This is a genomic window from Sphingobium sp. B11D3D (genome assembly GCF_025961755.1).
Taxonomy (GTDB): domain Bacteria; phylum Pseudomonadota; class Alphaproteobacteria; order Sphingomonadales; family Sphingomonadaceae; genus Sphingobium.
Genome location: NZ_JAOQOG010000001.1, coordinates 1,625,323 through 1,643,862, shown reverse-complemented (window position 1 = coordinate 1,643,862; position 18,540 = coordinate 1,625,323). Strand labels below are relative to the sequence as shown.

The following is an 18,540-nucleotide window of genomic DNA, read 5'->3' as shown; positions in this document are numbered from 1 at the left end:
TTGCGCGGCATCATTTGCGACCGACAGGCCATTCCATCTGCTCATGCGCACCCCCCGCAGATATGAGAACGGCGGCCACCCTAGCATGGGCAGCCGCCGCTCATAAGTCTCGAAAGGTGTCAGTCGGCGCGGGTTCAGGCCGCGACGGGAGCCTTCAGCACGTCGCGGACGGATGCGTCCACGTCGGCCTCGAACTGCGCGAAGTTGGCCACGAACTTGCCGACCAGTTCGGCGGCCGTCTCGTCATAGCGCGCCTTGTCGCTCCACGCGGCGCGCGGATCGAGCATATTGGGGTCGATATCACCCACGGCCACCGGCACCTCGAACCCGAAATTGGGATCGATGCGGAATTCGGCGTTGTTCAGGCTGCCATCGAGCGCCGCGTTGAGCAGCGCGCGCGTAACCTTGATCGGCATGCGGCTGATGCCCGGATCGGTCGCCTTGCCGCCGGTCCAGCCGGTGTTGACCAGCCAGCACTTCACGCCGCCCTTGGCGATCCGCTCCTTGAGCAGATTGCCGTAGACGCTCGGGCGACGCGGCATGAACGGCGCGCCGAAGCAGGTCGAGAAGGTCGCCTGCGGCTCGGTCACGCCGATTTCCGTACCCGCGACGCGCGCGGTATAGCCCGAGAGGAAGTGATACATCGCCTGATCGGGCGTGAGACGCGCGATCGGCGGCAGCACACCATAGGCATCGGCGGTGAGGAAGATGATGTTCTTCGGCACCGGGCCGAGATTGTCGGCCGAGGCATTGGGGATGAAGTCGATCGGGTAGGAACCGCGGCTGTTCTCCGCCAGCGTCGCATCGTCCAGATCGATCTCGCGCGTGTCGGGATCGATCACGACATTTTCCAGCACCGTGCCGAAGCGCTTCGTAACCGCGTAGATTTCCGGCTCGGCCTCGGCCGAGAGGCGGATCATCTTGGCGTAGCAGCCACCCTCGAAGTTGAAGACGGCGGTATCCGACCAGCCATGCTCGTCGTCACCGATCAGCGTGCGGCTGGCATCGGCGCTAAGCGTCGTCTTGCCGGTGCCGGACAGGCCGAAGAAGACCGCCGTGTCGCCATTCGGCCCGATATTGGCCGAGCAGTGCATCGGCATGATGCCCTTGGCCGGCAGCAGATAGTTGAGGATGGAGAAGACCGACTTCTTCATCTCGCCGGCATAGGCCGTGCCGCCGATCAGGATCAGCTTCTCGGTAAAGTTGACCGCGATGATCGTCTCGCTGCGGCAGCCATATTTGGCAGGGTCCGCGCGGAAGGTCGGCAGATCGATGATCGTATATTCGGGCTTGAAGCCCGCCAGCTCATCGCGCTCGGGGCGCACGAGCAGCGTGCGGATGAACAAATTGTGCCAGGCAAACTCGTTGATCACGCGCACGTTGACGCGATGCTCGGGCTGCGACCCGCCGAACAGGTCGGCGACGTAAAGCTGCTTCTTGTCGCCCAGTGCCGCGAAGAAATCCGCCTTGAGCGTGGCGAACTGCGCCGGCGTCATCGGCACGTTCACGTCGCCCCAGGCGACCGTGTCCTCGGTCGTACCATCGCGCACAATGAACTTGTCTTTCGCGCTGCGGCCGGTGTGCTTGCCGGTCTCGACAACCAGCGGCCCATCCTTGGCCAGCACGCCCTCGCCGTTGCGAACCGCTTCTTCCACCAACGGCGCGGTCAGAAGATTCCATTTGACGTCAGCCGACGTCGATATGCCTTGGTCGCCAAGACCAAAGGAAGAGATAACCTGCACACCTGTCTCCTAAGCAAAAACGCAGGGCGGGCTCCTACGGCCGTCCTCCGCGAGAAAACTTCAAATTCAGCCCCGTCCCCGGCGCATAAGGGTTTGATGGCCCAGCGTCAAACGCCACCCGTTGTGCAGTGCCGCGCATCTGTCGCTTTCGTCCGGTGGCGGGACAAAACAGCGGATTCCCTATCGTCCGCCCGGCCCAGGTTGCGCCCGGTCCCGCGTTCGTCTAGGCCGAATGACCAGCAATAGTCAGAGGATCGGCGCAAAGCTCGATGAGCGCTACCATCGCCCTGGTCGACGACGATCGGAACATCCTGTCTTCGCTCAGCATCGCCCTGATCGCGGAAGGGTTCATGACGCGGCTCTATCCCGATGGGCAGGCTGCGCTCAAGGCGCTGATCGAGAACCCGCCGGATATCGTGGTGTGCGACATCAAGATGCCCAATCTGGACGGCATCGAGCTGCTCCGCCGGCTGCGGGAGAAGAGCGATCTGCCCTTCATCTTCCTGACTTCCAAGACCGACGAGCTGGACGAAGCGCTCGGCTTTGCGATGGGCGCGGACGATTATATCGCCAAGCCCTTCTCGCAGCGGCTGCTGATTGCGCGGGTGCGGGCGCTGCTCCGCCGCACGGCACTCAGCCAGCCGCGCGATGATAATGGCGGCGAAGGCGAGACCGAAACCATCGCACGCGGCCGGCTGAGCATGGACCCCGCCCGCCACCGGGTGCAATGGGATGGCCGGGACGTCGCGCTGACCGTCACCGAGTTCCTGATTCTCGAAGCGCTCGCCCAGCGGCCAGGCATTGTGAAAACCCGTAATCAACTGATGGATGCCGCCTATCAGGACGACATCTATGTGGACGACCGCACCATCGACAGCCACATCAAGCGCCTGCGCCGGAAATTCCGCGAAGTTGCTCCCGAGTTCAACGCAATCGATACGCTCTATGGCGCCGGATATCGCTTCAACGAGGAATGAGGAGCGCCTGGCGAGCGGCGAATGGACCACGCGCATCTCGCTCACCCGGCGGATCCTCGCGGTCAACATCTTCGCGCTTGCCATTCTGGCTGGCGGCTTCTTCTATCTCGATAGCTATCGGGCGCGGCTGATCGACGGCCGGCTGGTGTCGATCAGCCGGGAAACCGCGCTGATCGCCGCTGCGATGGAGACTGCCCCGGCCAGCGATCGCGCCCGGTTACTGCTGCGCACAGCGCAGACCACGGGTTTGCGGCTGCGCATCTATGATGCGGACGGCACGAAATTGGCCGACAGCTTTCGCCTCATCCCACCCAGCTACACGCTGCGTGATCCGATGCGCGATCCGCTCCACATCAAGCTGGCGCGCGTCTTGGACCGCGTTGTCGAGACCATCGCCCTCGCCGACCGTCCTGCCTATGTGAAGGAGCCGGCGCAGGATCGCCGCGATGCCTGGCCGGAAGCCCGCGAGGCCGCCCGCACCCGCGCGCCCGCTTCGGCCTATCGGTTCGCGCCGGACCGCACACCTTTCCTCAGCGTCGCCCGCCCGCTCGACGAAGCCGGGCGCGGCGATGTACTGCTCGCCACCGCAAACACGCGGGACATCACGGATATCGTCCGTGCCGAGCGCCTGCGCATCGCCCTCGTCTTTGCGGCGGCGATTCTGGTGTCCGTGCTGCTCTCGCTCTTTCTTGCGCGGACGATCGTGCTCCCGCTCCGTCGCCTCGCCCGCGCTGCGGTGCGCGTGCGCCTGGGGCGCGCGCGGGAAGTGATCGTGCCGCGCCTGCCGGATCGGCGCGACGAAATCGGGATGCTGGCCCGCGCCGTCTCCGACATGAGCCAGGCATTGCGCCAGCGCATCGATGCGACCGATGCCTTCGCGGCAGATGTGAGCCATGAGCTCAAGAACCCCATCGCGTCGCTGCGCTCGGCGCTCGAGGGGCTGGCCCAGATCAAGGACCCGGCCTTGCAGGCCAAGTTGCTCGCCATCGCGCAGGACGACGTGCGCCGGCTCGACCGGCTGGTCAGCGACATTGCCGAGGCAACCCGCATCGACGCACAGCTCTCGCGCACGCCGTTCGAGACCATCGATCTCGGGCGGATGATCGGACGGATGGTGCGCAACCATGCACCGCGGGAGGATGGTCCCGCCGTTCGGCTGAGCTATGCAGGGTCGGGACGTGGCGCCGTATTCGTCTCCGGTGACCCGCAGAAGCTGGTCCGCGTGGTGGATAATCTCGTCGACAATGCCCGCTCCTTTTCACCCGATGGCGGGCGGATTCGCCTGACGCTGTCAGCCGAAGACGGCAAGGCTATCGTGGCGGTGGAAGACGAGGGACCCGGCGTGCCGGAGAGCGAGCGGGAAGCGATCTTCCGGCGGTTTCACAGCGTGCGCCCGGAGCGGGATGGCTTTGGCAAGCACAGCGGCCTGGGCCTTGCCATCGCCCGCACAATTCTGGAGGGCCACCACGGCTCCATCCATGTCGAGGCGCGTCTCGATGGCAAGGCCGGTGCGCGATTTGTCGTGACCCTGCCCCTAGCCGAGCAGGATGTGCCGCCGCCGAACAGCGCGAAGGCGCGCAGCGGCGCATGAGCGACGATCCCGCCCATTGCCAAACCATCCACGCTACCAGCGTCGCCATCGGAGGCAAGGGCGTGCTGCTGATCGGCGGAAGCGGGTCCGGCAAGTCAGACCTTGCCCTGCGCCTCATCGATCGCGGCGCGATGCTGATCAGCGACGATTACACCCGCGCCTCAAAGCGGGACGGCAAGCTGATCCTTGACGCGCCGGAAACCATTGCGGGCAAGCTGGAAATTCGCCACCTTGGCATTGTCGAAACGCCCCATGTCGGTGGCGTGATTGCGTGTCTTGCGATCAGACTGGATGAAGCGCCCGTGCGCATGCCTGACATCGGCTCCACATTCTCCCTTCTGGGTGTCGAACTGCCGCTGGTCGTGCTGGCCGGCCTGGAGCCTTCCGCCCCGATCAAGGCCGAATGGGCATTGCTTCGTCTCGATGGGCAGGCGAAGGGGTAGGCATGGACCAGCCCCCTGCCCTGTCACCTGTCTCCCATGCTCCCGGCGCCAAGCGCATCCTGGTGGTCACCGGCCTTTCGGGCGCGGGCAAATCGACCAGCCTGCGCACGCTAGAGGATGCCGGCTGGGAGACGGTCGACAATCTGCCGCTGGTGCTGCTCGACCGGTTGCTGGCTGCGCCGCTGCCGGCTGGTCATGAGCAACAGGCGGGCCGCCCGGTCGCCATCGGCATCGACAGCCGCACGCGCGGCTTTGCGGCGGATACGATCCTCTCTGCAATTGCTGCCCTGCGCGAGCGCACCGGCTATGAGGTCGAGATGCTGTTCCTCGATTGTTCGGGCACAGTGCTTGAGCAGCGTTATGCCGAGACGCGGCGGCGCCACCCTCTCGCCCTTGATCGCCCGGCGGCGGACGGGATTGCCCGGGAGCGCGAGCTGCTGGAACCGCTGCGCCGCGCGGCCGAGCATGTCGTCGATAGCTCGGACCTCACCAGCAACGGCCTGCAGCAGGCGATCCGCCAGCGCTTTGCGGGCAGTTTCGAATCGACCCTGACCTTGCTGTCCTTCGGCTTTGCGCGCGGCGTTCCGCGCAATGCCGACCTGATGTTCGACATGCGGTTCCTGCGCAATCCCTATTGGGATGAGACGCTGCGCCCGCTGACCGGCCTCGATCCCGATGTCCGCGATTATGTGATGGCCGACACGCTGTTCGAGGCGGCCGTCGGCCAAATCGAGAAGCTGCTGGTCACCATTCTCCCGCGCTATAGCGAGGAGGGGAAAGCCTATGTCACCATCGCCTTTGGCTGCACCGGCGGTCGCCACCGCTCGGTGTGCGTGACGGAAGAGATCGCAGAACGCTTGCGCCGGGCGGGCTTTTCGCCCACCATTGCGCACCGCAATCTGGATTCAGTCCAGTTGGACGCCTATGAGAACCGGCGCCAGGGCAAAAAAGAAATCGTACCAACGGAAATCGAAGGGCGGGGCGCACACTCACCATGATTGGACTCGTGCTCGTAACCCATGGCGGGCTCGCGACGGAATTTCGCGTCGCCATGGAACATGTCGTAGGGCCGCAACAGGCCATAGAAACCGTCTGCATCGGCCCCGATGACGATATGGAGGTGCGGCGCGCCGACATCGCCGCCGCCGTGCAGCGCGTCGATGATGGATCGGGCGTGATCCTGCTGACCGACCTGTTCGGCGGCACGCCTTCCAACCTCGCCATTTCCCTGCTCGACGCGGGACGGGTGGAGGTGATTGCCGGCGTCAATCTGCCGATGCTGATCCGTCTCGAAAGCGCCCGGCGCAACATGAGCGTCACGCAGGCGGTCGCCGCCGCGCGGGAAGCGGGCCGCAAATATATCAGCGTCGCCTCGGAACTGCTGGGAGACGCCACTTGAGCGGCGAGACGGCCATCGCGACCGTGCGCATCGCCAACCGGCGTGGCCTGCACGCGCGGGCCAGCGCCAAGTTCGTCACCCTCGCGAGCAGTCTGCCGGCGACCATCATGGTGCGCAAGGACGGGCAGGAAGTGGTCGGCACATCGATCATGGGCCTGATGATGCTGGGCGCGGCCATGGGCGATGATATCACCGTCTCCGTGAGCGGTGACGATGCCCCGGCGGCGCTGGCGGCCGTCATCGAGCTGGTCGAAAATCGCTTCGGCGAAGACTGATCCTGTGCGGCCCTGCTGACCATGCCCCGCGAAATCACCGGCTTTTCCAACCCGCTCGTCAAGCGCGTGCGCGGCTTGCGGGAAAAGAAGCTGCGCAAGCGCGAAGGCCTGTTTCTGGCCGAGGGCCTGCGCATCCTCACCGAAGCGCGCGAGCGCGGCATCCTGCCCGAGATGCTGTTCATGGCGAGCGACGCACGCCCGCATCCACTGGCCGATGAACTAGTCGCGGCGGTCGAGTCGCAGGGCGGCGATGTCATCCTCACCAGCGCGGATATTCTCGGCAAGATCTCCGGCAAGGACAATGCGCAGACGCTCGTCGGCGTCTATCCCGACCGGCTGACACCCCTCCCCGCCCTTGATCGCAGCGCGGCGCCGATCTGGTTCGTCGCACAGGCCATGCGCGATCCCGGCAATCTGGGGACGCTGCTGCGCATTGGCGATGCGGTCGGCGCGGGCGGCGTGATCCTTGTGGATGACTGTGTCGATCCCTTCTCCGTCGAGACGGTACGCGCGTCGATGGGCGCCCTCTTCACCCAATCCATCGCGCAGGCGAGTTGGGCTGACTTCCTCACTTGGCTCCGCACGGGGCCGGGCCAGCTTGTCGGCACCAGCCTCAACACCGAGCATGATTATCAGGCGCCGCGTTACGAGGCCCCGACCTTTCTGGTGATCGGCAATGAGGCGCGAGGCCTGCCCGCCGATTATGAGGCCGCGTGCGACCTGCTGGTCAAAATCCCGATGATGGGCCGTGCGGACAGCCTCAATGCGTCCGTCGCCGGGGCCGTGATGGCCTATGAAGTGCTGAACCAACAGCGCCGGCGCTGATCTCTCTTCTGTCACCCCCATCCGCGCCATCTAGCGCTGCTGCCCGGAATTGAGCTAGGGCATCGCCGTCATATGTGAGGGGGGCCAACTTTGAACGACGCAGCAACCGCCGGAACGCCGGCGCCCAGCGGCCTGTCTGCTATGGTGAAGCACCGTCGCGTGCTCGTCGCGAGTCTGGCCGGCACCACGGTCGAGTTCTACGATTTCTATATCTATGCGACGGCGGCGAGCCTCGTCTTCGGTCCGCTCTTCTTCCCCGCCACGTCGCCGACAGCGCAGCTGATGGCGGCTTATGCCAGCTTCGCCCTCGCCTTTCTGGCGCGCCCGCTCGGCGCCGCCGTGTTCGGCCATTATGGCGACCGGATCGGCCGCAAATCGACGCTCGTCGCCTCGCTCATGCTTATGGGCGGCTCGACCTTCCTCATCGCCTTCCTGCCGACTTATGCGATGATCGGCTGGGTCGCGCCGCTGCTGCTCTGCATCCTGCGCTTTGGCCAGGGCTTCGGCCTGGGCGGCGAATGGGGTGGTGCTGCGCTGCTGGCGGTGGAGAATGCCCCGCCGGGCTGGCGCGCGCGCTTCGGCATGATGCCCCAGCTTGGCGCACCGCTGGGCTTTGTCGCCGCGAATGGCCTGTTCTTGCTGCTCGGCCTTTGGCTCAGCGATGCGCAATTCATGGCGTGGGGCTGGCGCCTTCCCTTCCTTGCCAGCGCGCTGCTGGTCATCATCGGCCTGTGGGTGCGCTTGAAGATGGGCGAGACGCCCGAGTTCAAGGCGGCGCTGGAGGCCGAGCCGCCGGCAGCCATTCCGTTGGCGGAACTGCTCACCCGCCATGTGCGCGCGACCATGGCCGGCACGCTCGCCGTCGTCTGTTGCTTCGCGCTGTTCTACGTCTCGACAGCCTTCGCGCTGGGCTATGCCACGGTGAACATCGGTATGGCGCGCAGCGAGGTGCTGACCATCCAGCTTGCGGCCATCCTGATGCTGGCGCTGGGGATCATCGTGGCCGGCTGGTGGTCGGACATGCGCTCGGCAAGCCGCGTGCTGATCGCCGGATGCGCCGCGACGGTGCCGCTCGGCATCGTCTTCGGCGCCGGGTTCGATGCCGCCAATCCGCTGGCGCTGTTCCTCATCCTCGCCATGTCGCTCCTGCTGATGGGCTTTACCTACGGCCCGCTCGGCGAATGGTTGACCGCTCTCTTCCCGCCGCGCGTGCGCTATTCCGGCTCATCATTCGCATTTAACGTGGGCGGAATCATCGGCGGGGCTATGGCACCCATTGCCGCGCAATATCTGGTGAGCACGCATGGCGTGGGCGCCGTTGGCCTCTACCTCTCTGGCGCGGCGGTGATCAGCCTCATCGGGCTGGTGTGGCTGGCGCCCAGCGACTCGCAGCCCGGCTGAAGGCCGCCGGGCGGAGGTGACCGGGCTTCCGCCCGGCCATCAGATCGTTATCAGGATCCTTGTCAGGCGAGTGCGCCGTGACAATGCTTGTACTTTTCGCCCGAGCCACAGGGGCAAGGCGCGTTGCGGCTGATTTCCTCACCCGCATAGGGATTGCCCTCGCCCACCGCCGCAGCCGTCGCGGCGCGCGGAATGGTCGTGGTGATGAACCCGCGCGTGCCTGCATCGATGTCCGCGCTGTTATCCTCGCCCGTGAACGGGTCGATATGGCTGGTGAGGAAGTCCGGCAGCTCAGGCAGCGGCGGCGGTGCCGGGTCCTGCATCTGGAACTGCACATGACTCACCGTGCGGCTGACATCCTCGCGGATGTTCTCGAGCATCCGCTCGAAGAGCGCGAACGCCTCCTGCTTATACTCGTTGATCGGCGTCTTCTGCGCATAAGCGCGCAGGTGGACGACCTGACGGAGGGCATCGAGCGTCGCCAGATGCTCTTTCCAGTGATGGTCGAGATTCTGCAGCAAAATGCTCTTCTCGATCTGCGCCCAGGTCTCGGGCTTGAGATCGTTGACCTTCTCGGCCAGCGCCGCATCAGACAGCGCGGTGAGGCGCTCGACGAACAGCTCGGGATCGACCACGTCCTCGGTCAGCCAACCATCGATGTCCGGCGTCAGGCTCATCACCGCCTCGAGGCGCTCCTTGAGCTGCGGAATGTTCCACTGCTCGGGGTAGGTGCCCGGAGGACAGGCGGCGCCGACGATGTCGTTGATCGTCTCATGGCGCATCTCGGTGACGACGTCGCCGACCGTCTCGGCATCCATGATCTCGCTGCGCTGCTCGTAGATCACCTTGCGCTGGTCGTTCATCACGTCGTCATACTCGACGACCTGCTTGCGGATTTCGTAGTTGCGCTGCTCGACCTTCTTCTGCGCGGTCTCGATCGCCTTGCTCATCCACTTGGACGGCGGAAGCGCCTCGCCATCCTCAAGGCTGGAGCGCATCATGCGCGCGAACAGCGTGTCCGGGCCGAAGATGCGCAGCAGATCGTCATCGAGGCTGAGGTAGAAGCGGGACAGGCCCGGATCGCCCTGACGGCCCGAGCGGCCACGCAGCTGGTTGTCGATACGGCGGCTCTCATGCCGCTCCGTGCCGAGCACGAACAGACCGCCGGCGGCGAGCACTTGCTGACGCTCTGCCTCGATTTCCTCTTCGATCCGCGCAATTGCGGCATCGCGCTCCGGGCCTTCCGGCATGTCCTTGAGCTCATCCTCAACCCGGAATTCCAGGTTGCCGCCCAGCTTGATGTCGGTGCCGCGGCCGGCCATGTTCGTCGCGATGGTGACCGCGCCGAGCCGCCCGGCCTGCGCCACGATCCCGGCTTCCTGCTCGTGGAAGCGCGCGTTCAACACCGAGTGCTTCACGCCCTCCTCCTTGAGGAAGCTGGAGAGCAGTTCGGACTTCTCGATGGAGACGGTGCCGACCAGCACCGGCTGACCCTTGGCGGCATGTTCGCCAATCGTCCGGGCGATACCTTTGAACTTGTCCTCAAGGCTCTTGTAGAACAGGTCCTGATCGTCCTGACGCTGCACCGGCAGGTTGGTCGGGATGGTCACCACGTTCATCTTGTAGATGTCGTAGAATTCCGCCGCCTCGGTCGCCGCCGTACCGGTCATGCCCGAGAGCTTGGGATACATGCGGAAATAATTCTGGAAGGTGATCGAGGCGAGCGTCTGGTTCTCCGGCTCGATATTCACGCCTTCCTTGGCTTCCACGGCCTGGTGCAGACCGTCGGACCAGCGGCGCCCGTCCATCATTCGGCCGGTGAACTCATCGATGATGACGACCTTGCCGTCCTTCACGATATAATCGATGTCGCGCCGGAACATGAAGTTGGCGCGCAGAGCCTGGTTCACATGGTGGACGACCTGTGTGTTCTCGAAATCGTAGAGATTGGCGCCCTGAAGCAGCCCTGCGTCCTCCAGCATCCGCTCCACCTTCTCGGTGCCGTCCTCGGTCAGCACGATGGAGCGCTGCTTCTCGTCCTTTTCGTAATCCTCATCCGCGAGGTTCTTCACCAGCGCGTTGACGGACATGTACATCTCGGACTTGTCGTCCGTCGGGCCGGAAATGATCAGCGGCGTGCGCGCCTCGTCGATCAGGATTGAGTCCACCTCGTCGACGATCGCGTAATTGAACGGGCGCTGGACCATCTGGTCACGCTCATACTTCATGTTGTCGCGCAGATAATCGAAGCCAAGCTCGTTGTTCGTGGCGTAGGTAATGTCCGCGTCATAAGCCGCGCGACGCTCCGGCTCGGAGAGGTTGGGCACGATCACGCCCGTGGTCAGCCCCAGGAAATTATAGAGCTGGCTCATCCACTCGCAGTCGCGCCGGGCGAGATAGTCGTTGACGGTGACGACATGGACGCCCTTGCCGGGCAGCGCGTTGAGATAGGTGGCGAGCGTGGCGACCAGCGTCTTGCCTTCACCGGTGCGCATCTCGGCAATCTCGCCGCGGTGGAGCACAATGCCGCCGACCATCTGCACGTCATAATGCCGCTGGCCGAGCGCGCGCTTCGCGCCCTCGCGCACCGTCGCGAACGCCTCGGGCAGGATCTGATCGAGCGTCGCGCCGTCGGCGAGCTGGCTGCGGAACTTGGCCGTCTGCGCCTTGAGCTCATCATCGCTCATGGCAACCATCGTCGGCTCGAACGCGGCAATCTGATTGACCGTCTTGCTGAGAGACTTGACGTAACGCTCATTTGAAGAGCCGAAGAAGAATTTGGCAACGCCGCCGAGCATATCGGAAATTCCTGTCTGAAAACGGAAAGGTCGGGCGCCGGTTCACACACCGGCAAGCGAACGCGCCGGGAGCCAGCGCGCGAACAGCAAAATGGCAGACCGACACAGGGCGGCCTGCGGCGGGCTTAGATCAGCCAGCTCTGCTTCAGGGAAAGGTGGGTGCGGCCACTGCGGGCCGGCAGCGCCAGCACCATAGCCTGATCGGCCCGGACAAGGACGGCCTCGGCCCCCGTGTCAGCGCTGGACAAGACCCGTGCGACTGCAATCGCCTGCTCACTGGAGGGAGCCTGCTGCGATTCTGCACTGAGTTCCACCTGCGCAGGCGCCACGCGGCTCTCGCCGACCATCAGGCCGGAGAGCGACGCAAGAAGCGCAGACAGAAGGATCATCAATTGCAAGTCGCAGGCACCCCGGCCGGTAAGACGCACCCCACATAGGATGCGGCAAGCGGTTCGTCTACGCCCTTCACCATGAACGATCCGGAAACGGGCCGTCCATGGCTGGTGCAGGATCAGACGAGCCGGCTCTGCTTGAGCGCCGCCGCAATGAAGCTGGCGAACAGCGGGTGCGGATCGAACGGCTTGGACTTGAGCTCCGGGTGGAACTGCACGCCGATGAACCATGGGTGATCCGGCCGCTCGACAATCTCCGGCAGCGTGCCATCCGGCGACATGCCCGAGAAGATGAGGCCGCCCTGTTCGAGCGGTTGGCGATAGGCTGCGTTCACCTCATAGCGATGACGATGGCGCTCGCTGATATCCTCGGCACCGTAGATGCTGGAAACGACGCTGTTGCCGCTCAGCTTGGCCGGATAGGCACCCAGGCGCATGGTGCCGCCAAGGTCGGTATCGACATTGCGGGTTTGCAGCCCCTCGGCGCTCATCCACTCCGTGATGAGGCCCACGACCGGCTCGCTGGTCTCGCCGAACTCGGTGGTCGAGGCGCGCTCGATCCCGGCGGTGTTCCGCGCACCCTCGATGCAGGCCATCTGCATTCCGAGGCAGATGCCGAAGAAGGGCACGCCCCGCTCCCGCGCGAACCGCACGGAGGCAATCTTTCCTTCCGAACCGCGCACGCCAAAGCCGCCAGGCACAAGAATGCCATGCATCGGCTCGAGCTGGGCCGCGATGTCGCTGTCTTCGGCCTCGAACAGCTCGGCATCGAGCCACTGGACCTTCACCTTCACGCGATTGGCCAGCCCGCCATGCACGAGCGCCTCGTGCAGCGACTTGTAGGCATCCGGCAAGCCGACATATTTGCCGACGACACCGATGGTCACTTCCCCTTCGGGGTGGACCTGCCGGTCCATAATGTCGAACCAGCGGGTCAGGTCCGGCTCGCGCGAGCCTTCGATGCCGAAGGCGCTCAGCACGGCGCGGTCCAGCCCTTCGCGGTGATACTGCACCGGCACGGCATAGATGCTGCTGGCATCGAGCGCGGGAATCACGGCTTCCGTGCGCACATTACAGAACAAGGCGATCTTCGCCCGCTCGCTGTCCGGCAGCGGATGCTCGGTGCGGCAGAGCAGAATGTCGGGCTGAATGCCGAGCGAGGTCAGCTCGCGCACGCTGTGCTGGGTCGGCTTGGTCTTCAGCTCGCCGGCCGCCGCAATATAGGGCACCAGCGTCACATGGACGAGCACGGTCTGGCCGTGGCCCAGCTCATTGCGGAGCTGGCGGATGGCCTCCATGAACGGCAGGCTCTCGATGTCGCCCACCGTGCCTCCGATCTCGCACAGCACGAAATCGACATCGTCCGTCTCGGCCAGAGCGAAGCGCTTGATCTCGTCCGTCACGTGCGGGATCACCTGCACGGTGGCTCCCAGATAATCGCCGCGCCGCTCGCGCTGGATGATCGTCTGGTAGATGCGCCCTTGCGTGACGTTGTCGGCCTGCCGGCTCGCAACGCCCGTAAAGCGCTCATAATGGCCAAGATCGAGATCGGTCTCCGCCCCGTCGTCCGTCACATAGACTTCGCCATGTTGATAAGGCGACATCGTGCCGGGATCGACATTGAGGTAAGGATCGAACTTACGGGTGCGGACCTTGTAGCCACGCGCTTGGAGGAGCGCCGCGAGCGACGCAGCCATAAGGCCTTTTCCAAGCGAGGAGACCACGCCGCCGGTGATGAATATGAACCGCGCCATGGGAGAGGAGGCTTACGCTGAACTCGAACGGAAGGGCAAGCGGACGAATCCACTACCGGTGAAAAAAACTGGTGGATCGTTACTGCGCGAGCGGTGCGCCGGCCGCGCCATTGGCAGGCGCCGAGGCCGGACCGGCCGGTGCCGCCGCGCTGTTGGCCGCGCCGGAAATGCCATCGCCATCCGCAATCGGCGCCGACATGTCGCTGGTGCCGGACTGGCCGACCAGCGAGGTATCGATCGTCGCGGCCCGGTGCTGCGTAGCGGCAATCACCGCCAGCACGATGCTCATGCCCACGAACAAAGTCGCGAGAATCTTGGTCGCCCGGCTAAGGAAATCCGCCGCGCCCCGCGCCGACATCAGACCGGACGGGCTGCCACCGCCACCCATGCCAAGGCCGCCACCCTCGGACCGCTGCATCAGAATGACAGTGACGAGCGCGAAGGCGATGATCGCCTGGACGACAAGAAGAAAGGTGAACAGCATGAGCGGTTAGGACATCCCGACGGGTGTTGAAGCAGCGCCCTTAGCGCGCATTGCGCCGGGCATCAACCTTTGCGGCAGGTCGCAATGAATCCGCTCAGCCATGGAAATAATCATAGACTGTCTGCGCGACCGCCGATGAAACGCCGGGCGCGCGCTGGAGGTCATCCAGACTGGCGTTGCGCACGGCGCGCGCCGTGCCGAAATGCATGAGCAGCGCTTTCTTGCGTGCCGGGCCAATGCCGGGCACTTCGTCCAGCGAACTGACGGTGATGGCCTTGGCCCGTTTCTGCCGGTGCGCACCGATGGCGAAACGGTGGGCCTCGTCGCGCAGGCGCTGCAGGTAGAACAGCACCGGGTGATTGACTGGCAGTTGGAAGTCCCGCCCGTCCAGCAGATGGAAGACCTCCCGTCCCTCGCGGCCATGATGCGGCCCCTTGGCGACGCCGACCATCGGCACATCCTCGATGCCCATCTCTTCCAGCGCCTTGCGGGCTGCGTTGAGCTGGCCCCGCCCGCCATCGATCAGCACCAGGTCTGGCCATTCCCCGGATTCGCGATCGGGATCTTCCTCGGCGGCGCGGCCGAAGCGGCGGCCGAGCACTTCGCGCATCATGCCATAATCGTCGCCCGCGACCGTCTCGGGGCGCTTGATGTTGAACTTGCGATAGCCGCTCTTGCGGAACCCCTCCGGCCCCGCGACGACCATCGCGCCGAGCGCACTGGTCCCCTGGATGTGGCTGTTATCGTAAATCTCGATGCGATTGGGCGGGCCTTCCAGACCTAACAGTTCAGCCATGTCGGCGAGAATCTTGCCTTGCGCGCTGCTCTCGGCCTGACGGCGCTCCAGCGCTTCCTCGGCATTGCGCTGGGCCTGCTTGATGAGCTTCACACGGCTGCCCCGCTGCGGCACCTCGATGCGCACCTTGCGCTCCAGCTTCTGGCTCAGTGCCTCGGCCAGCAGCAGCGTTTCGGACGGCTCGCGGTCGCACAGCACCAGCGGCGCCGGCGGCACATCCTCATAGAATTGCGCCATGAACTGCATCAGCACTTCGTCCTCGCCCACCTCGGCGGTGTGGACCGGGAAGAAGCTGCGATGCCCCCAATTCTGCCCGCCGCGAATGAAGAAAACCTGGATGCACATGCCGCCATTGCGGCTGGCGAGCGCGAAGATATCGGCATCGCCCAGCCCCTCGGCGTGGATCGCCTGACTGCCCTGGATGAAGGTCAGCGCCTTGAGCCGATCCCGGTAGACGGCAGCCATCTCGTAATCGAGCGACTCCGCTGCCGCATTCATAGCCTCGCCGAGCCGCGCCTGTACCGCCGTGGACTTGCCGCCGAGAAAGTCCTGCGCGTCCTGCGTCAGGGCCGCATAATCGGCCTCGTTGATCCGCCCGACGCAGGGCGCGGAGCAGCGGCGAATTTGGTAGAGCAGGCATGGGCGCGAGCGATTGGCGAAGAAGCTGTCCGTGCAACTGCGCAGCAAGAACAGCTTCTGCAGCGCGTTGAGCGTCTTGCGCACCTGCCCTGCCCCGGCGAACGGCCCGTAATATTGCCCCTTGTAGCGCCGCGCACCACGGTGGAGCTGGACGCGCGGAAAGGCGTGATCCTCGCGCAGCAGGATGAACGGGAAGCTTTTGTCATCGCGCAGCAGCACATTGTAGGGTGGCCGAAAGCGCTTGATGAGCTGCGCTTCCAGCAGCAGCGCCTCGGCCTCGCTCTGGGTGGTGACGATCGTCATCGAGCGGGTCTGCGAGACCATGCGCTGAAGCCGACGCGGCAGGCGATCGACCTGCGTATAGTTGGACACGCGATTCTTGAGCGCCCGCGCCTTGCCGACATACAGCACGTCGCCGCGCGCATCCTGCATCCGATACACGCCCGGTCGCGTGCCCAAGGTCTTGAGCGTTTCGCGAATCGCCGCGACGCCAGCGTCCACGTCCGGCAATTCACTGCCACGGATTGTGGAGGTCGCCTTTTCTTCGTTGAAGCGATTGGGGGACGATGGCCGCTCGGTCATCCGCGCCATTTAGGGGCGAGAGGCGGACAGGACAACGGCCTCCTGCCTCAACCGGCCGAACCACGACCCTTCAAAAGCAGAAAGGCCGGACCGATCGCTCGGCCCGGCCTTTCTAAAGCCATCAATCTGCGGGCCGCTCAGTGCGCGAGCTTGCCGATCACGTCGTCGACGAGGCCCTTGTCGGCCGCGGCACTGTGGGTCTCGCGGATCAGCACGCCGGCTGCTGCCGTCGCCGCTGCAGCCGCCTTGGCGCGCACATCAGCAATGGCCGCGCGCTCAGCTGCGGCGATCTTGTCTTCCGCCATCTTCTGGCGACGGACGACCAGCGCTTCAGCTTCCGCCTGGGCTGCGGTGATGAGATCGGCCGCTTCCTGCTCGGCGGCAGCGCGCATCGCGTCGGCTTCCTTGGCGACGGAGGCGATCCGGCCTTCATACTCGGCCTTAAGCGCTTCGGCTTCCTTGCGGAGCCGCCCGGCTTCGTCGAGCTGATTGCGGATCGTCGCGATCTTGGCGTCCAGCGACCGGGCGATGAGCGCTGGCACCTTCTTCCAGATCAACACCGCGATGAAGACCAACATCGAGAGGCTGACCCAGCCCGTAGCGTCCATCCACAGCGCGGTGGGGTCCTGGATGTGCTCCTCAGGCCCGCCGACCGCTTCTGTCGCGGCATGAACGTCGCCGCTCAGGGCCTGGACCTTGTCGGCATTCTCGAGATTGAACTGGACGGCCTGCGATCCATTGTCGCTCGCCGATGCCGCATTGGCGGCCTGTGCCATGTGGGAATTGGCCATATCAGAGTACCGCCTTCACTGCCTTGAGCGCCGCATCCGGCGACACCTGCGTGCCTGCGACCTTCTGCACGATGTCCGCTGCGGCGTCCGCTGCAACGGTTTCGATCTGCGCCAGCGCCTTCACGCGGCCGGCCTCGATCTCGCCTTCCGCTGCGGCCAGCTTTTCGCTGAGCGCGGCGTCGGTCTTGGCCAGCGCAGCCTCGCGATTGCGAGCAGCTTCGGCCTTTGCCTGGGCCAGACGGCCCTGCGCAGCGGCACGCGCTTCATTTTCCTTCGCCCGCCAGTCGGCTTCGAGCGCATCGGCCTTGGCCGAATTCGCACGGGCCGCTTCGAGATCGTCGGCGATCTTCTTGTCGCGCGCGTCCACCGTGGACTGGATCTTCGGCACCATGCCGCGACCGATCACGAAAAACACGAACCCGAATGTCAGCAGAACCCAGAAGATCTGCGACGAGTAGGTTGCGGCGAGCTGGGCTATCTGAGGCATATCACCTGTCCGTTTGCGCGGTCCGGCGGCAGCCCGTCATTGGGCAGCCGCCGGCTCCACATCATCGTCTGTCGTCTTGCGGGCGATCAGGCGACGAAGATCAGGATCATCGCGACGACGAACGCCAGCAGGCCGAGAAGCTCTGCGGCGGCGAAGCCGATGAACAGACGGCCCTGCTGGCCGTCGGCAGCGCCCGGATTGCGCAGCGCGCTCTCAAGGAACGAGCCGAAGACGTTACCCACGCCGAGCGCGGCCACGCCGGCACCGATAGCAGCCAGACCGGCACCGATCAGCTTTGCGGCTTCTGCGTCCATGTTACTTAACTCCTTTTCTGAAACTCGATTTGGTCGTTGGTTGAAACTCAGTGCAGATGCTCGGCGTCGTGAATGTACAGCGACGTGAGCAGTGCGAAAACATAGGCCTGGATGCCAGCGACCAGGATCTCCAGCGCGGAGATGCCGACCATCAGGGCAAAGCTTGGGATGCCGACGCCAAGGCCGGGCGCCACGCCGGCAGCCGAAGCATTGATCACGAAGCCAGCAAGCACCTTGAGCAGAATGTGACCGGCGATCATCGCGACGAACAGTCGCAGGCCCAGCGAGAAGGGACGCACCATGAACGAGACGAACTCGATGATGGGGATCAGCCAGATCAGCCACAACGGCGTGCCATGCGGCACGAACAGCGAGAAGAACTTGAGGCCATGCTTCCAGAAGCCGACGATCAGCACGATCGAGAAGCTCAGGATCGCCAGCACGCCGGTCACCGTGAAGTGGCTGGTGAAGGTGAAGGGATGCAGGCCGAAAATGCCGATGGGCAGCAGGCCGAGCAGATTGGCGAAGAGGATGAACATGAACAGCGAGAAGATGTAGGGCACATATTTGCGCCCGCCCTTGCCAATATTGTCATCGGTCAGCTTCGCGATGAAGCCGGTCATCGACTCTACAGCCGCCTGCCAGCGCCCCGGCACCAGATCGCGCTTCATGCCGAGCAGCATGAAGCCCCACAGAACGACGACCGTGATCACCATCCACAGCGCGCTGTTGGTGAACGCAATGTTGTAACCACCGAGGCTCCACTGTTCGGTACCGAACAGCGGCTCGATGGCGAACTGGTGCATAGGATCGATCTTGCCGGGTTCTGCCACGTCTGATTCCCAAAAAG

Annotated in this window: 18 protein-coding genes; 8 read left to right on the top strand and 10 right to left on the bottom strand. The window is 64.6% G+C overall.

The genetic code is table 11. From position 1 onward, the window contains the following. Positions 1–134: 134 nt before the first annotated feature. Complete coding sequence (locus M2334_RS07735; RefSeq protein ID WP_264605153.1) at positions 135–1,742, bottom strand: phosphoenolpyruvate carboxykinase; 1,608 nt, start codon at positions 1,740–1,742, stop codon at positions 135–137. 269 nt (positions 1,743–2,011) lie between these two features. Here M2334_RS07735 and M2334_RS07730 point away from each other — a divergent pair, with 269 nt between their 5' ends. The 8 genes from M2334_RS07730 (at position 2,012) to M2334_RS07695 (ending at position 8,653) form a co-directional block, all read left to right on the top strand. Beyond that, positions 2,012–2,719, top strand: coding sequence for a response regulator transcription factor (locus M2334_RS07730; RefSeq protein ID WP_264573007.1), 708 nt, complete (start codon positions 2,012–2,014; stop codon positions 2,717–2,719). After that, complete coding sequence (locus M2334_RS07725; protein WP_264605152.1) at positions 2,688–4,310, top strand: sensor histidine kinase; 1,623 nt, start codon at positions 2,688–2,690, stop codon at positions 4,308–4,310. Before M2334_RS07730 ends, M2334_RS07725 begins: the two co-directional genes overlap by 32 nt. Beyond that, positions 4,307–4,753, top strand: a complete 447-nt coding sequence (locus M2334_RS07720) for an HPr kinase/phosphorylase (RefSeq protein WP_264573009.1) — start codon at positions 4,307–4,309, stop codon at positions 4,751–4,753. Before M2334_RS07725 ends, M2334_RS07720 begins: the two co-directional genes overlap by 4 nt. Before the next feature lie 2 nt (positions 4,754–4,755). Continuing rightward, positions 4,756–5,751, top strand: coding sequence for an RNase adapter RapZ (rapZ, locus tag M2334_RS07715; RefSeq protein ID WP_264585201.1), 996 nt, complete (start codon positions 4,756–4,758; stop codon positions 5,749–5,751). Continuing rightward, the gene (locus M2334_RS07710) at positions 5,748–6,152 is read left to right on the top strand and encodes a PTS sugar transporter subunit IIA (protein WP_181559869.1); all 405 of its coding nucleotides are present in this window, start codon (positions 5,748–5,750) and stop codon (positions 6,150–6,152) included. The genes rapZ and M2334_RS07710 overlap by 4 nt, the downstream gene beginning before the upstream one ends. Then, positions 6,149–6,427: an HPr family phosphocarrier protein gene (locus M2334_RS07705; protein ID WP_264605151.1), complete on the top strand. Its 279-nt coding sequence runs from the start codon at positions 6,149–6,151 to the stop codon at positions 6,425–6,427. The genes M2334_RS07710 and M2334_RS07705 overlap by 4 nt, the downstream gene beginning before the upstream one ends. A 21-nt stretch (positions 6,428–6,448) precedes the next feature. Next, positions 6,449–7,252: a TrmH family RNA methyltransferase gene (locus tag M2334_RS07700; protein WP_264605150.1), complete on the top strand. Its 804-nt coding sequence runs from the start codon at positions 6,449–6,451 to the stop codon at positions 7,250–7,252. Between the two features lie 141 nt (positions 7,253–7,393). After that, complete coding sequence (locus M2334_RS07695) at positions 7,394–8,653, top strand: MFS transporter (RefSeq protein WP_264606052.1); 1,260 nt, start codon at positions 7,394–7,396, stop codon at positions 8,651–8,653. Positions 8,654–8,715: 62 nt separating this feature from the next. On the opposite strand, the gene secA is transcribed toward M2334_RS07695, so the two are convergent. The 9 genes from secA to M2334_RS07650 all read right to left on the bottom strand — a co-directional run bounded on the left by secA (position 8,716) and on the right by M2334_RS07650 (position 18,523). Next, positions 8,716–11,451, bottom strand: coding sequence for a preprotein translocase subunit SecA (secA, locus tag M2334_RS07690; protein WP_264594373.1), 2,736 nt, complete (start codon positions 11,449–11,451; stop codon positions 8,716–8,718). A 125-nt stretch (positions 11,452–11,576) separates the two neighbouring features. Next, on the bottom strand, positions 11,577–11,840 hold the full coding sequence (locus M2334_RS07685; RefSeq protein ID WP_264605149.1) for a hypothetical protein: 264 nt from the start codon (positions 11,838–11,840) through the stop codon (positions 11,577–11,579). A 122-nt stretch (positions 11,841–11,962) separates the two neighbouring features. Beyond that, the gene (locus M2334_RS07680; protein ID WP_264573014.1) at positions 11,963–13,597 is read right to left on the bottom strand and encodes a CTP synthase; all 1,635 of its coding nucleotides are present in this window, start codon (positions 13,595–13,597) and stop codon (positions 11,963–11,965) included. 79 nt (positions 13,598–13,676) lie between these two features. Further along, the gene (gene secG / locus M2334_RS07675) at positions 13,677–14,078 is read right to left on the bottom strand and encodes a preprotein translocase subunit SecG (protein ID WP_181561429.1); all 402 of its coding nucleotides are present in this window, start codon (positions 14,076–14,078) and stop codon (positions 13,677–13,679) included. 97 nt (positions 14,079–14,175) lie between these two features. After that, entirely contained in the window at positions 14,176–16,098 is a 1,923-nt protein-coding gene (uvrC, locus tag M2334_RS07670) for an excinuclease ABC subunit UvrC (RefSeq protein ID WP_264606051.1), read from the bottom strand. Positions 16,099–16,235: 137 nt separating this feature from the next. Continuing rightward, positions 16,236–16,889 carry a F0F1 ATP synthase subunit B gene (locus M2334_RS07665; RefSeq protein WP_413716110.1) on the bottom strand — a complete coding sequence of 218 codons (654 nt, stop codon included), beginning with the start codon at positions 16,887–16,889 and terminating at the stop codon, positions 16,236–16,238. Position 16,890: 1 nt separating this feature from the next. Then, positions 16,891–17,376, bottom strand: coding sequence for an ATPase (locus M2334_RS07660; RefSeq protein WP_181559876.1), 486 nt, complete (start codon positions 17,374–17,376; stop codon positions 16,891–16,893). Between the two features lie 86 nt (positions 17,377–17,462). Then, positions 17,463–17,690 carry a F0F1 ATP synthase subunit C gene (locus M2334_RS07655; protein ID WP_014076610.1) on the bottom strand — a complete coding sequence of 76 codons (228 nt, stop codon included), beginning with the start codon at positions 17,688–17,690 and terminating at the stop codon, positions 17,463–17,465. A gap of 47 nt (positions 17,691–17,737) precedes the next feature. Further along, positions 17,738–18,523, bottom strand: a complete 786-nt coding sequence (locus M2334_RS07650) for a F0F1 ATP synthase subunit A (protein WP_181559877.1) — start codon at positions 18,521–18,523, stop codon at positions 17,738–17,740. Positions 18,524–18,540: the final 17 nt, after the last annotated feature.

Bases quoted from the DNA above. Each gene is read 5' to 3' on its own strand.
- M2334_RS07730 (WP_264573007.1), top strand. From the start codon at position 2,012: ATGAGCGCTACCATCGCCCTGGTCGACGACGATCGGAACATCCTGTCT.
- M2334_RS07725 (WP_264605152.1), top strand. From the start codon at position 2,688: ATGGCGCCGGATATCGCTTCAACGAGGAATGAGGAGCGCCTGGCGAGC.
- M2334_RS07720 (WP_264573009.1), top strand. From the start codon at position 4,307: ATGAGCGACGATCCCGCCCATTGCCAAACCATCCACGCTACCAGCGTC.
- rapZ (WP_264585201.1), top strand. From the start codon at position 4,756: ATGGACCAGCCCCCTGCCCTGTCACCTGTCTCCCATGCTCCCGGCGCC.
- M2334_RS07710 (WP_181559869.1), top strand. From the start codon at position 5,748: ATGATTGGACTCGTGCTCGTAACCCATGGCGGGCTCGCGACGGAATTT.
- M2334_RS07700 (WP_264605150.1), top strand. From the start codon at position 6,449: ATGCCCCGCGAAATCACCGGCTTTTCCAACCCGCTCGTCAAGCGCGTG.
- M2334_RS07695 (WP_264606052.1), top strand. From the start codon at position 7,394: ATGGTGAAGCACCGTCGCGTGCTCGTCGCGAGTCTGGCCGGCACCACG.
- secA (WP_264594373.1), bottom strand. From the start codon at position 11,451: ATGCTCGGCGGCGTTGCCAAATTCTTCTTCGGCTCTTCAAATGAGCGT.
- M2334_RS07685 (WP_264605149.1), bottom strand. From the start codon at position 11,840: ATGATCCTTCTGTCTGCGCTTCTTGCGTCGCTCTCCGGCCTGATGGTC.
- M2334_RS07680 (WP_264573014.1), bottom strand. From the start codon at position 13,597: ATGGCGCGGTTCATATTCATCACCGGCGGCGTGGTCTCCTCGCTTGGA.
- uvrC (WP_264606051.1), bottom strand. From the start codon at position 16,098: ATGACCGAGCGGCCATCGTCCCCCAATCGCTTCAACGAAGAAAAGGCG.
- M2334_RS07665 (WP_413716110.1), bottom strand. From the start codon at position 16,889: ATGGCCAATTCCCACATGGCACAGGCCGCCAATGCGGCATCGGCGAGC.
- M2334_RS07660 (WP_181559876.1), bottom strand. From the start codon at position 17,376: ATGCCTCAGATAGCCCAGCTCGCCGCAACCTACTCGTCGCAGATCTTC.
- M2334_RS07655 (WP_014076610.1), bottom strand. From the start codon at position 17,690: ATGGACGCAGAAGCCGCAAAGCTGATCGGTGCCGGTCTGGCTGCTATC.